The 13,427-nt window shown below is 63.0% G+C and carries 11 protein-coding genes and 1 tRNA gene; 1 reads left to right on the plus strand and 11 read right to left on the minus strand.

The genetic code is table 11. The annotated features are described in order from the left end of the window. Nucleotides 1-94 precede the first annotated feature (94 nt). From ACX80O_RS14200 to ACX80O_RS14210, 3 genes are all read right to left on the minus strand, one after another. The gene (locus ACX80O_RS14200; RefSeq protein ID WP_459260175.1) at nt 95-1,141 is read right to left on the minus strand and encodes an ABC transporter permease; all 1,047 of its coding nucleotides are present in this window, start codon (nt 1,139-1,141) and stop codon (nt 95-97) included. After that, nucleotides 1,141-2,562, minus strand: a complete 1,422-nt coding sequence (locus ACX80O_RS14205; protein WP_459308549.1) for a sugar ABC transporter ATP-binding protein — start codon at nt 2,560-2,562, stop codon at nt 1,141-1,143. The genes ACX80O_RS14200 and ACX80O_RS14205 overlap by 1 nt, the downstream gene beginning before the upstream one ends. A 164-nt stretch (nt 2,563-2,726) precedes the next feature. After that, on the minus strand, nt 2,727-3,764 hold the full coding sequence (locus ACX80O_RS14210) for an autoinducer 2 ABC transporter substrate-binding protein (protein WP_459260177.1): 1,038 nt from the start codon (nt 3,762-3,764) through the stop codon (nt 2,727-2,729). A gap of 363 nt (nt 3,765-4,127) precedes the next feature. Between ACX80O_RS14210 and ACX80O_RS14215 the strand changes: the two genes are divergently transcribed. Next, on the plus strand, nt 4,128-4,871 hold the full coding sequence (locus ACX80O_RS14215) for a DeoR/GlpR family DNA-binding transcription regulator (RefSeq protein ID WP_459260178.1): 744 nt from the start codon (nt 4,128-4,130) through the stop codon (nt 4,869-4,871). Between the two features lie 727 nt (nt 4,872-5,598). Here the strand turns inward: ACX80O_RS14215 and ACX80O_RS14220 are convergent. The 8 genes from ACX80O_RS14220 to ACX80O_RS14255 all read right to left on the minus strand — a co-directional run bounded on the left by ACX80O_RS14220 (nt 5,599) and on the right by ACX80O_RS14255 (nt 13,145). Then, nucleotides 5,599-5,672 (minus strand) — tRNA-Pro (locus tag ACX80O_RS14220). Between the two features lie 113 nt (nt 5,673-5,785). Beyond that, a complete protein-coding gene (gene der / locus ACX80O_RS14225; protein ID WP_459333825.1) occupies nt 5,786-7,330 on the minus strand; it encodes a ribosome biogenesis GTPase Der in 1,545 nt (514 codons plus the stop codon). Between the two features lie 18 nt (nt 7,331-7,348). Beyond that, on the minus strand, nt 7,349-8,044 hold the full coding sequence (gene cmk, locus ACX80O_RS14230) for a (d)CMP kinase (RefSeq protein WP_459308547.1): 696 nt from the start codon (nt 8,042-8,044) through the stop codon (nt 7,349-7,351). After that, nucleotides 8,041-9,153, minus strand: a complete 1,113-nt coding sequence (locus ACX80O_RS14235; RefSeq protein WP_459333826.1) for a prephenate dehydrogenase — start codon at nt 9,151-9,153, stop codon at nt 8,041-8,043. The genes cmk and ACX80O_RS14235 overlap by 4 nt, the downstream gene beginning before the upstream one ends. A 3-nt stretch (nt 9,154-9,156) precedes the next feature. Continuing rightward, entirely contained in the window at nt 9,157-10,653 is a 1,497-nt protein-coding gene (locus ACX80O_RS14240) for a pseudouridine synthase (RefSeq protein ID WP_459308545.1), read from the minus strand. Between the two features lie 24 nt (nt 10,654-10,677). Continuing rightward, nucleotides 10,678-11,328: an SMC-Scp complex subunit ScpB gene (scpB, locus tag ACX80O_RS14245; RefSeq protein ID WP_459308543.1), complete on the minus strand. Its 651-nt coding sequence runs from the start codon at nt 11,326-11,328 to the stop codon at nt 10,678-10,680. Next, nucleotides 11,325-12,221: a segregation and condensation protein A gene (locus ACX80O_RS14250; protein ID WP_459308541.1), complete on the minus strand. Its 897-nt coding sequence runs from the start codon at nt 12,219-12,221 to the stop codon at nt 11,325-11,327. The genes scpB and ACX80O_RS14250 overlap by 4 nt, the downstream gene beginning before the upstream one ends. Nucleotides 12,222-12,266: 45 nt before the next feature. Then, nucleotides 12,267-13,145, minus strand: a complete 879-nt coding sequence (locus ACX80O_RS14255; RefSeq protein WP_196841963.1) for a ParA family protein — start codon at nt 13,143-13,145, stop codon at nt 12,267-12,269. Nucleotides 13,146-13,427 lie beyond the last annotated feature (282 nt).

The raw sequence follows: 13,427 nt of genomic DNA on the forward strand, positions 1-13,427 counted from the left end.
GTACGTCGCACTAACCGTTCGGTCCAGCTCCCGACTTGACCATTGAACTGGCGCAGCGACTTCGAGTTCGTACGGGGCGACTTCATGTCGGGGCTCAAGGTCCCACCTTCTGTTCGTCTTTGTGCGCCGAGTCGAGATCTTCGATCACACGCATCCGCCGGGAATCTCTTCGGGCCGCTATTGCCTGGATACCAACGCCGAGGACAAGGAGTACGCCGACCGCGGTGCGCAGCCACGCACTGGGTACGCCCACCAGCAAGAGGCTGTTCTTGATTACCTGCACGAGAAGTACGCCGAGTACAGTGCCAATCACGGAACCACGACCGCCGAAGATCGATGCGCCGCCGAGCACCACTGCTGCGATAATGTCGAGTTCGGTGCCGACCAGATCACGGGGGTTGGCGCTTCGACTGAGCACGATGTGGATGACGCCAGCGATTGCAGCGAGTGCTCCCACCAGCACGTAAACGGACACCTGAGTGCGCTTCACCTGGAACCCGGCACGCCGTGCCGCCTCCAGGTCGCCGCCCATGGCGTAGAGGGAGCGTCCGAACATAGAGCGCTTCAGCACCCATGCTACGAGCACACACAACAGGAGGGCCGGCACAACCAACACGTGCAGGTATGCACGACCCTCCGGCGTTGTGACGTCGAGCAGGTTCGTCGTGGCCAGTGCCGCCATCGACCCCGGGAGCTCTGCGAAGTAGGTGGCCCCGACATAGGTGTACATCGCGCCGAAAAAGATGCCCTGGGTACCGAGTGTCACGATCAGCGTGGGCAGGTTGAACTGGGCGATGACTATGCCGTTGATGAGTCCGAGGACAGCACCCACGCCGATCGCAATCGCGAAAATCCCGAGTAGGCCGGGGTCGTAGCCGGAGCTCAGGCAGAACGACACCGTTGCGTATCCGGCGAAGATCGCGATGGCAGCGAATGAGACGTCGATCCCGCCCGTGATCACCACGATGAGAACGCCCAGAGCGAAGATCACCGGAACAATCGAGCTCCGGAGGATTGAGAAGCCGGTGTTGGGGGTGAAGAAGGTTGGGTTGGCGATTGACATCGCAAGGATCAGCCCGAGCAGGACGAGGGCCAGAACGCCCTCGTTGTTCGCGCCTCGGAGCCGCCGAAGCGCGTCCATCAGGCCGACATCCGCTCTTGAATTGTGTCCACTGTGATCTGATCTCCCTCGAGAGTGTGGGTCAGGCGTCCTTGCCTGATGACTAATACTCGATGGCACGAGGCTACGAGCTCGGGGGCGTCGTCCGAGATGACGATCACGGACATTCCCTTGGCGGCCTCGACACGAAGGAGCTCGAGAATCTCTTCTTTCGAGCCGATGTCTACTCCGACGGTCGGCCCGTTAAGCATGAGCACGGTTGGTGCGGTCGCAAGCCATTTCGCGAGGACCACGCGCTGCGCGTTCCCGCCGGAGAGCGTGCGAACCGGGGCCTGCGCGTTCGGGGCGTTGATTTTGAGGCCCTCGAAGTAGTGCTTGATCGTGGCGGTGACGCCCAAGGTACTCAAAGTGCCCCACTTACTGCGGTGGGACTCGAGTGAGGCGGCGACAATGTTGTCAGCAATCGATTTTTCAAGGAATAGACCTTGGGAAAGGCGATCCTCGGGAACATATCCGATGCCTGCTGCGACGGCGTCCTGAATGGTGCGAATATTGACAACTTCGCCCGCGACCCGGATCTGGCCGTCGTCGGCGGGGGTAACCCCGAAGAGCGACTCTGCGATCTCGGTGCGGCCTGATCCCAGGAGGCCCGTCACGCCGAGAATTTCGCCGCGGCGCAACCCGAAGGAAATGTCCCGATAGGCCCCAGCCAGGGAAAGATTCGTGACCTCGAGAGCCAGGGGCGCCGACAGGTCGAGGTCGCTCACCGTTCGTGCTTCGTTGACCTCACGACCGGTCATGTGGCGCGAGATCGATCGCGGATCGAATTCGGACGTCGGCCCGCTCACGACCTGCCGACCGGATCGCATGATCGTGAGTCGCTGAGAGATGGCGAGTACTTCTTCGAGCTTGTGGGAAACGAACATCAGGGCCACTCCGCGGGCGCGAAGGCGCTCGACGAGGGCGAACAGCCGACTCACCTCCGAGTGGGTGAGGGCTGTTGTTGGTTCATCCATAATGATAGCGCGCGCATCATTGACCAGGGCTCGACAGATTGCGGTGAGCTGCTTGTCAGCAACCGAAATATCTCCGACCTCGCGATCGAGATCGAGATCGAGATCGAGTTCTTTCAGAATCGCCTCGGCCTTGGGCCGAATGGAAGCAGGGGAATAGATCCGACGCCCGGTCGCGACCTCCGCAGTCAGCACAATATTCTCAGCCACCGTAAGGTTGGGGAAGAGCGAGAAATCCTGGTAGATGACCTGAATTCCGCTCTGGATAGCTGCGTGGGCGTTGATGTGGGAATGGGAGACTCCGTCGATGACGATCTCACCCGAGTCGGGCCGCTCCGCACCGGAGATGATCTTGATGAGAGTCGACTTGCCGCAACCGTTTTCGCCCGCAAGGCAGTGCACTTCTCCTGGGATCAGCTCGATGGACACGTCCCTGAGAGCGGGTACGCCACCGAAGGTCTTGGAAATTCCGTATGCCGAGACGAATGGTTCTGCCTGCGGGGAATTGGGTGCGGAAGTAATAGCATTACCTTTCCAACTCGGATCCAGAGCGCGCATCCACTGGATGCGCGCCCCGACCCGGTCTGAGATGGCTAGAAGTCGTACTCGGCGGCTGTTTCGGCGTCGGCAGCTACCGAAGCTTCTCCGACAAAGACGTTGTCGTACCCTTCGAGCTTCTTGAGCGAGGTGTAGCCCTCGACTCCAAGATCGGTGCCTTCCTCGATGGTTCCGCCGTCGGCCAGAATTTGCGCGATGGCCAGCTGTGCCTCACCGGCGAGGGCGGGGTCCCAGAAGAAGATCTTGTCGATGGAACCATCAGCGAGGTACTGGTTGGCGACCGACGGGATGGAGGTGCCCATCACACAGACCTGGTCTTCAAGCCCAGCCTCCTGAACCGCACGCGCGATGCCGGGGACGTCGTTGCCGGCTGACCCCTGGAATCCGGCGATGTCCGGGTATTTGGCGAGCACCTCTTTTGCGCGCTCGTAAGCAGTCCCCTGGTCGTCGGTGCTCTCAATCGGAGTCTCGACGCGAGTCATGTCCGGGAAATTCTCGGTCTGGTTCTCGTGCGCGGCATCAACCCACTCCATGTGCGTCTGAGCGGTCAGCCCACCGACGAACTGTACGTACTCACCTGTTCCACCCATGCATTCGGCCAGGTTGTCCATGATCTCGGCACCATAGGAGGGGTTGTCGAACGCCTCGATGTCGATGTCGACGTTCTCGATACCGGTTGCCTCGTGTGAGACGACAATGATTCCCTGGTCCCGAGCCTGCTTGAGCACCGAAGAGAGTGCCTCGGGCGAGTTGGGTACAACAGTGATTGCCGTGGGCTTCTGGGCGATGAGGTCCTGGACGATTTGAACCTGCTTCTCGGGGCTGACGTCGTCTGCGCCCTCCTGACGGGCATCGACGCCAGTTCGGTCAGCGAATGCCTGGATCCCTACCTCCATGCGCTGGAACCACGGAATGGTCTGAGCCTTTACGACCGTCACCATGACTTGTTCCCCGGAGGGGGTGGCCTCGCCGCTCGACTCGCTTCCGACCGAGCCCACTGATGAGCAGCCGACCAGACCGAGAGATGCTCCCACCAGAAGCGCGGTGCCACGGAGGGTTTGCTTACTATTCATTTCGTTTACTCCCTTGTGAACGATTCAATGCAGGTGAAATCCTTGATGTAGCACGCTTACAGTTGCGCGCTATTGGATGAAAATATCTTCGAACACCCGGCTTGTCAAGCGATATCGCGCAGATTTCTGCGCATTAATGAGCATAGATGGGTCAAGATCTCGCCGAGGATCCTTGTTTGCCCCCTTTTTCGGCGCGTTCCGAGCCCACCTCCCTGAAGATCAGGTAATCGAGTGCATCGGCATCGACATCGGCCAACACGCACTGCTCCGGAATGCGCACTTTCGCGCAGACGCTCTAGAATCGAACCAGCGATGAGGCTAGTCCGCGCAGGCAGTACTTTAGACAAGAAAGGAGCTGGATACGTGTCACGACAGGCAGAGATTGTCGAGGTTCTTAAGGATGATGGCTTCCGATCCGTCAACGATCTCGCCGCGCGATTTGCTGTGACTTCATCGACGATTCGGCGTGACCTTGAGCGTCTTGAGGCGATGGATTTGGTGCAGCGAACCCACGGTGGTGCGATCCCAGTTCGGCAATCTGACACTCCTCACCAATTCAAAGAGGAACTTCATCTCGCCGAGAAGTCCGCGATTGGCAAGGCAATGGCGGAGCGCATTCTTGAAGGCCAAACAGTGCTCCTCGATGGGGGGACCACGACGCTCGAGGTCGCGCGGCACCTGACTCGGCGACGTCTCACCGTGGTGACCAATGATCTGCGCGTTGCCACGGAGATTGCCCGGCGACGTTCAGCGCATCTCGTACTTATTGGCGGCGAACTTCTCCCCGACATCTACACGACGTGGGGGCCGGCTGCAGTGCTTCAACTGGAGAATCTGCGAGTTGACGTCGCAGTGTTCGGCGCGGATACCGTCTGCGACGACGGCCTCTATCACACGAGTAGCTATGAGGTTGAGCTCAAAAGGCTGATGCGTTCCATCGCGAAGGAGGCCTTCTTCGTCGCGGACAGCTCTAAGTTCGGCCGTGAGGCGCTCTTCAAGGTCTTGGAGGTCAATGATTTCACTGCGGGGATCACTGACGACTTACTTGACCCCCTTCGCGCCTCGCAATTCCCCATTCCGATTATTTTGGCGGGCGCGCAACGGTAAGCTCCGTAGTGCGTATCCGCTTAGCTCAGCTTAGTTTTGGCTGCTGCCGGCCCGTCAGCGACTATCTCGGCTCCGGTAGACGGCGCCCGTTACCTGGTCGGGCCGCGAAGGGCTTGGAACGCAGACATCGGAGTGAGTTTCAGTTGTAACGGAAAGATCAATACGTCGGTGTAGTCCTGCAGATCCATGGCGCTGTGGGTTCCGCAGCGCCCACCCCTAGACGAGCAATTCCTATTACCGGGAATGGTGTGAAGGCTTGTAAAAGTCAGGCGGAGAGTGATCAACCCGATAAGGTATTCCGCAATGCGGTGCGCTGTCTGGGGATTACTGCGTTCGGGTGGTTCCGAAGGGTATTCTAACAACCCCCCTCTATCGGGTGGATCGTAGATGCCGTCGTCGCCACATCCGTCCGGGCGTGGACCGGCACCTATGTCTCGTACTGAGTCGATGATTAGCGAATGACCTCGGTCCAGAGCCCTCCGATACCGCAGACGAAATCATCAGAGGCCTTGAAAGTGGTAGATATCCCAAGTAGCACGAGTCAAGGGAAACGGCGTTCTGGTCCCCTTGTGGTCCTCTATCCTCAGACGCCCAAGGTCGACCGGTTCCGCTCTTAATTGGGTCGTCCACCCAGAAAGGCCAAAGAGACCAGACTGTGACCTAAAAAACCGCGTCCAGAACGACGAAGCCCCGATGAGATTTGCCGTCTCATCGGGGCTTCCAGCTGTCGGGATGACAGGATTTGAACCTGCGACCCCTTGACCCCCAGTCAAGTGCGCTACCAAGCTGCGCCACATCCCGATTGGCTCGCCGATGAAGGCTGAACCACCTGAAGAATCCTATCGCATACCCCGGCCCTGAACGAACCGGGCCGCCTTGAGGATCCCCAATCCGCTAGGCGTGCACGGGCGAGACTACTTCTTCTTGCCGCGCTTCTCGCGGACGCGCATGGCAACCTCGATCGGCGTTCCTTCGAACCCGAAGGTTTCCCGCAGGCGACGCTGGATGAAGCGACGGTAGCCCGGGTCGAGGAACCCGGTGGTGAAGAGGACAAATTTCGGTGGCCGCGACGACGCCTGCGTGCCGAAGAGGATACGGGGCTGCTTTCCGCCACGGACCGGGTGCGGGTGGGCAGCAACCAGCTCGCCGAGAAACGCGTTGAGGCGCCCGGTGGGGATCCTGGTGTCCCAGGACGCCAACGCGCGGTCCAGGGCCGGGGTCAGCCGGTCCTTGTGCCAGCCGGTCAAGGCCGAAATGTTCACGCGGGGTGCCCATTCGACGTGCGCCAGGTCCTGTTCGATCTCGCGCTCCAGGTAGGTGCGACGCTCGTCGTCCATCAGGTCCCACTTGTTGAACGCCAGCACCAGTGCCCGGCCGGACTCCATGGCGAGGTTCAGAATACGGATGTCCTGCTCACTCAACACCTCGTCCACGGCCAGCAGCACCACGGCCACTTCGGCCTTTTCCAACGCCGACTGGGTCCGCAGGGACGCGTAGAAGTCGGCGCCCTGGGCCATGTGCACGCGGCGGCGGATGCCCGCGGTGTCCACGAAGCGCCAGACGCGGCCGTCGAGTTCAATCATTTCGTCAACAGGATCACGGGTGGTTCCGGCCAGCGGATCCACCACTACCCGGTCGCTGCCCGCCAGCTTGTTCAGCAGCGACGATTTGCCCACGTTGGGACGGCCAATCAGCGCCACACGCCTGGGCCCGCCGGAACGTTCCAGCCCTCCGTGCGCCGAGAACTTCGGCAGCACCTCAAGCGCCTGGTCCAGCATGTCACCGGTACCACGGCCGTGGAGGGCCGAGACCGGCCACGGCTGACCGAAGCCCAGACCCCACAGGGTGGAGGCATCGGCTTCGTTCTGGATGTCGTCAACCTTGTTGGCGACCAGGATGACCGGCTTCTTCTTCTTGCGCAGCATCTGCACAATGGCTTCGTCCGTGGCGGTGGCGCCAACTGTCGCGTCGACGACCAGCAGGACGGCGTCGGCCATGTCGACGGCGATCTCGGCCTGATCGGCGACCCGGGCGTGGATGCCACGGGCATCGTGCTCCCAGCCACCGGTGTCCACGAGGGTGAACCCGCGGCCGTTCCAGGTGGCCGAATACATGACGCGGTCACGGGTGACACCAGGGGTGTCTTCGACGACCGCTTCGCGGCGACCGAGAATACGGTTGACGAGCGTGGACTTGCCCACATTGGGGCGTCCAACGATGGCGAGGACCGGATCGAGCTGCATCGGCGCATCGGGATTGTAATCCTCGGGCTCCAACGCAAGCAGCGCCGCATCTTCCTCGTCGAGTTCGTAGTCGTCAAGGCCGGCCCGAAGCGACCGGGCGCGGACCTCCGCCTCGTCGTCGTCGATTCCGGCCAGGCGCTCCGCAATCGAGTCCTCGCCGGACGGCTCGAACTCTTCTGCCCCTTCAATGTCAGGGCGGGCCTGGTTGTCAGTCATGAGTGCATTCCTTCGTTATCAGTGTGCAACGGTTCGAACGACGTCGAGCACGGCCGTGATGGTCTGCTCGAAATCGAGTTCCGATGAATCTACGGTAACCACGCCATCTGCGGCCTGGTGAAAATTGACTACTGTCGAGTCTTTGGTGTCCCGCCCCAGGACCTGCTCCTGCAGCTGCGCGTCGGTCTGGGTGCCGCCGAGCTGGTCGCCACGGCGGCGCAGGCGGGCGGTTTCGCTGGCGGTCAGCAGGATCCGTACTTCGGCGTCGGGCGCGACGACGGTGGTGATGTCCCTGCCCTCGGCGACGATGCGGTGCCCTGAGTCGGCGATGATCTGGCGCTGACGTCGGATCAGTTCACTGCGGGCGCCCATGGTGGTGGCAACAGCCGAGACAGCGTCGGAGACCCGCGGTTCACGGATGGCGTCGGTGACATCCTGGCCACCGACGGTGACCGATTCGGCGTCGGGCCGGGTGCTGATGCGCAGGTTGATCGTGCGGGCGGCGTGCTCGACGGCGGCGCCGTCCGCCAGATCGATTCCTTCAGCGAGGCAATGCCAGGTGACGGCCCGGTACATGGCGCCGGTGTCGAGGTAGGCGGCGTGCAGCTGGCGCGCCGCTTCACGGCTGACGCTGGATTTGCCGGACCCGGAGGGCCCATCGATGGCGACCACCAGGGACTTGCCGATACGGAAGAGGGAATGAGGCGTGTTCACTGGACCACTTTCCAACCATTGGCGGTGAGAAATTCAAGGAGATCGTGCCGTTTTCCGGGCACCACCGAAATCTCGGCCATCCCGACCTGACGCCCGGGCGAGTGTTCCAGCCGCAGATCCTCCAGGTTGATGCCGGCGTCGCCGATCTCGGTGAGGAGCCGCGCGATCTGGCCTGGGACGTCGTCGACGAGCACCGTCATCCTGGCGAAGGCCTCGGGCGGGGTGCCATGCTTGCCGGGGATGCGGGCCTGGCCCACGTTGCCCTCGGAAATCAATTGCGCCATGTCGAGCCGCGATCCGGCCCCCGTGGGGTTCTCCAGCGTGCCGATCAACCGGTTCAGGTCCGCGCGCACGCCGTACAGGATCTGGACCAGACGGTCAGCGTTCGCCGACAGGATCTGCACCCAGAGCCGCGGGTCGCTCGCGGCGATCCGGGTTACGTCCCGCAGGCCATTACCGGCCAGCGCCAGCGCGTGCGGCGGTGAATCCTGCAGCCGGCTCGCCACCAGCGACGACAGCACCTGCGGGAGGTGGGAAATCAGCGCAACCGACTGGTCGTGCTCCTCGGCACTCATACGCGCGACGACGGCGCCCAGGTCAATCGCCAGCGCTTCGGCAGTGCGGATTGCAGCCGCGGTGGTCTGCGGCCCGGGGCAGACCACCCAGGGCATGCTGGTGAACAGTTCACTGCGGGCGGCGACCGGCCCTGACTTTTCCCGCCCAGCCATCGGGTGGGTCCCTACGTAGCGGGCCAGCGCCGACTCGTCCACAACCGTGGTCAGGTGGTCCAGCACCGAGGATTTCACACTGGCAATGTCGACGACGACGGCGCCCGGGTACTCGGTGAGCGCCTTGGCACTCAGGTCGGCAATAACATCGGGGGGCGCTGCGATGACCACCAGCTCTGGATCGAGAGTTTCGACCGGGTTGAGGGTGCGGCCCGCACCGATATCCTCGGCCACCGCTTGGGTGGAAGGAGAGATATCGGTCAATACGACGTCGATCCCCCGGGCCCTTAGCCCCAACCCAATGCTGGCGCCCAAAAGCCCCGTGCCCACAATGAGCACGGGACCGGACAGGTGGGTACCACCGTTGTTAGGGCCAGGCATGTATTACAGTCCCACCGCTGCCAACAGGTGTCCGACTTCCTGGTTGCCGAGGACCCTGATGCTGCCCTGGCGTTGGTCGTTGACCCGGATGGGGCCCACCTGGGTGCGGACGAGTCGCTCGACGGGGTGGCCGACGGCCTCGAAGAGACGGCGGACCACACGGTTGCGGCCGGAATGGAGCACTACCTCGACAAGGATATGGCCCGGGGTGGAGTCGACCAGCCTGAACGAGTCGACGCTGGCAATGCCGTCCTCAAGCTCGATGCCTTCGCGCATTTTGGCGCCAATCCCGTGAGCCATCGGCCCGCGGACCTGCACCAGGTAGGTCTTGGGAACCTCATACGAGGGGTGGGTCAGCCGGTTGGTGAGCTCGCCGTCGTTGGTCAGGAGCAGCAGACCCTCAGTAGCGACGTCGAGACGTCCCACGTGGAAGAGCCGTTCGTTCTCGTTCTTATTCTTCAGGTAGTCACTGATGCAGGGGCGACCCTCAGGGTCCTCCATGGTGCAGATGACGCCCTTGGGCTTGTTGAAAACGTAGTAGACCAGGTGGTCGTTGAGCTGCAGGCGGATGCCGTCCACATGGATGGCGACCTGGGTGGGATCCACCCGGACACCGAGGTCGGTGACGATGGTTCCATCGACCTCGACGCGGCCATCCTCGATCATTTCCTCGCAGACCCTGCGTGACGCCACCCCTGCCGAGGCCATGATCTTCTGGAGGCGGACGCCGTCGGGGTTGTGGACGTCGAGACGATCGACGGGCGCCGCTTTAGGCTTCTGCGCCTTGGGACGATGGACCGGCCCGAGGCTCTGGCCGAAGCGTTCCCGGCCGAAGGCCTTGGGACCGGCCGGTTGCTGCCGGCCGCCGCTCTTCTTGGGACCGGCCTGCTTGGGGGTGCGGTTGGCAAACGGGCGTGCGTCGCCGGAGCCTTCCGAGGTACCGCGGTAGCCGCCGCTGGTGGGACGACCGCCGCGGGCCGAGGTGTCGCGGGGTGCGCCGCTGCGGGGTGAACTATCACGTGACGCATCACGGGCATAGCCCTCACGGGGTGCGCCATCCCGGCTTGGCTTGGCACGGGCGGCACTGCCACGGGCTGGGCCCTGGCGCTTGGCGCCGTCGCGGGCGGGTCCCCGACGTTCGCCGTCGCGGTCGAAGCCGCCGCCTTCCCGAGGTGAGCTCGGGCGAGCATCGCCGTCGCGCCCTGCGCCGGAAGTCGATCCGCGACCGAACGCGTCTCGTGCCGAACGGCCGCGAGCTGCCCCTGACCCGGCACGGGGTGCACCGCCGCGCGCTGACCCGCCGCGCGGCGCGCCGTCACGGGAGCCCCCGTCACGCGGGGAACCGTCCCTGGAGGCGCCGTCACGCGGGGCACTGTCGCGGGGCGATCGGTCACGGCCGGAGTCGTCACGCGCGTAACCCTCACGGCCGCTGGCAGGACGTGCGGACCCGTCGCGTTGGGGGGTGTTACGTCCGGAGCCGGACCGTGGCGCCTGTGTCATTGAATATCCTTCTAGCTAGCGTGTTTAGTACGTCGTGTCATCAAAGTCACCGAGGTTTTCCAACCCGGGTAGATGTGGTGAAAGCTGCGGCAGGTCAGCAACGCTGCCAATACCTAATCTTTCCAGAAAGTACGAAGTTGTTCCGTACAGAAGTGCGCCAGTTTCAGGATCGGTTGCCGCTTCAGCGATCAAACCGCGTAGCGCCAGGGTGCGGACCACCGAATCCACGTTCACGCCGCGGATCCCTGAAACTCTTGCCCGAGACACCGGTTGCCGGTAGGCGATGACGGCGAGGGTTTCCAAAGCTGCCTGTGACAGGCGGGCGCTTTGTCCTTCGAGCACGAACTTCGCCACTACCGGCGCAAACGTGCTGCGCGAGAAAATCCGCCATCCACCGGCGACGCTGCGTAGCTCGAAGCCACGCGGCTGTGAAACCGCCGGATCGGTGGTGTGCCCTTCTGGGCCCTGACCAGTATAGCCGTCATACTCCCGTTGGAGTTCCACCAGTAGCTGCTTGACTTCGGCGACCGGAACCAGAAGCGCTGTGGCGAGCTGCAGGTCGGTGACTGGCTCGTCGACGACCATCAGCACAGACTCCAGTGCGGCTTTGATGCCGCCCGGTTCGCCCGACGCATCAAAGAGGGTTTCCTCGGCGTCGGGGTCCTGGGCTGTCAAAGTGATCCTTCAGGGGGTAGAGCTGGCAGGGCTGGTGAGGTCGCTGGCTGGTCATCCTCTTCGCTGATCGAGGCCGGGGACCAGTCGTTGGTGCCAGCCGACCAGCGGACCGTGAGATGTCCGAGTGGCGCTCCCTGGTCAAAGGAGATCACAGCATCGCGGAACATTTCCAGCAAGGCAAGAAACCTGACCACCACGGTCAGCATGTCCCCGGCATCCTGGGTGAGCTGCCGGAAGGACAGCGGTCGTCCTTCCCGGAGCCGGAGCTCCAGCAGCTCCGCCTGTTCGCGAACGCTCACTGTTGACCCGTGGAGGTGGTCGATCCCCACCTCGGTGGGCGCGGGCTCGCGGGGCTCGAGTGCTTTCGCCGCCAGGGCTGCAAACTGCTCGGGGGTGGTGCGCCAGGACAATTCGGGCAGCATCGCCGCAACCTCGGGTTCGAGGCTTACCGCCCGCGGGGACCGCTGGCCTTCCTCGGCTAGCCGCTCCCCCAGTTGCCGGGCGATTTCCTTGAACGCCTTGTACTGCAGCAGCCGGGCGAACAGGAGGTCCCGCGCTTCCAGCAACGCCACATCCTCATCGTCCTCCACCTCACCGGCAGGAAGCAGTCGGGCCGCTTTCAAATCCAGGAGGGTCGCGGCGATGACCAGGAATTCGCTGGCTTCGTCGAGGGAGAAATCGGCGTCAGTGCCCTGGAAGGCGCGGATATACGCGATGAACTCGTCGGTGACCGTGGCCAAGGCTACCTCGGTGATGTCCAGCTCATGCTTGGAAATGAGCCCCAGCAACAGGTCAAACGGACCACTGAAGTTTTCCAGCCGGACGGTGAACCTGGCGGTTTCCAGTGCGCCGTCGCGGTCGGGTGTGGCGACGTGAGCCTCGGTCTCACGCACGGGCGTCGGAGCGCTGCATAAAGAACTGCGCGGCGCACTGCATGGTTAGGGGGCGCCCCCGCGCGCGATCAGTTCCTTGGCCAGCCGGCGGTAGGAGTCGGCACCCGAGTGGTTTGCCGCGTAGGAGGTAATTGGCTCGGCGGCCACTGTCGCATCGGCAAACTTGATGGTGCGCTTGATGACCGTCTCGAAGACTTTGTCACCGAAAGCCTCGACCAGTCGGGCGATGACTTCGCGGCTGTGCAGGGTCCGGGCGTCGTACATGGTGGCGAGGACGCCGTCGACCTGCAGTCGCGGGTTCAACCGGTCCTGGACCTTCTCGATCGTTTCGACCAGCAACGCAACGGCGCGCAGCGCGAAGAACTCACAGATCAGCGGGATGATAACGCCGTGCGCCGCAGTGAGCGCGTTGACCGTCAGGAGTCCGAGCGATGGCTGACAGTCGATGAGGATGACGTCGTAATCATCCGAAACCTTCCGGAGGGCGCGGTCCAGTACCTGTTCGCGGGCTACCTCGTTCACCAACTGCACTTCGGCTGCCGAGAGGTCGATGTTGGCAGGCAACAGGTCCACGTTCTCGAATGCCGTGGTCTGAATGGCGTCCTGGATCTGCACCTTGCGGTCCATCAGCACGTTGTAGACGGTGACATCGAGCTCGTGCGGGTTGGTGCCGAGGCCTGCTGAGAGGGCGCCCTGGGGGTCGAAGTCGACCAGCAGGACGCGGCGTCCCGCCTCGGCGAGCGCCGCACCCAGGTTGATGGTGGAGGTGGTCTTGCCGACGCCACCCTTCTGGTTCACCATCGCTATCACGCGGGCCGGTCCGTGGGAGGACAAAACCGGTGGTTCGGGGAACACGGTCACCGGGCGGCCGGTGGGCCCGATCTCGGCGTCCGTCAGAGTTGTGGAACCCTGTTCGCTACTCACGTATGTATCCACGCTTCCGTTTAATCGCTGAACTGAAAGTACTGCTGGCTTGCCTGCCCTCCACGTTACAACCGGGGCTGCATTCCGACGGGTAAATCGGCTGACATCGACCCGCGAGCCTTTAGTTTCAACCTGAGGTCTAAGCTTTCCCGGCTGGGACGGGAAGCACTTTTTGCATTAGCCCACCCGCCGACGCCGGCCACTGGGATTGTCTAGACAATCCCAGTGGTCGGGGCGCGTCAGTGGGACGGTTTGCGGCGCACCCGCTTCGACCGTCGGACA

It is taken from the genome of Arthrobacter glycogeni (genome assembly GCF_054511155.1).

Bases quoted from the DNA above. Each gene is read 5' to 3' on its own strand.
- ACX80O_RS14200 (WP_459260175.1), bottom strand. From the start codon at position 1,141: ATGGACGCGCTTCGGCGGCTCCGAGGCGCGAACAACGAGGGCGTTCTG.
- ACX80O_RS14210 (WP_459260177.1), bottom strand. From the start codon at position 3,764: ATGAATAGTAAGCAAACCCTCCGTGGCACCGCGCTTCTGGTGGGAGCA.
- der (WP_459333825.1), bottom strand. From the start codon at position 7,330: ATGACTGACAACCAGGCCCGCCCTGACATTGAAGGGGCAGAAGAGTTC.
- ACX80O_RS14235 (WP_459333826.1), bottom strand. From the start codon at position 9,153: ATGCCTGGCCCTAACAACGGTGGTACCCACCTGTCCGGTCCCGTGCTC.
- ACX80O_RS14240 (WP_459308545.1), bottom strand. From the start codon at position 10,653: ATGACACAGGCGCCACGGTCCGGCTCCGGACGTAACACCCCCCAACGC.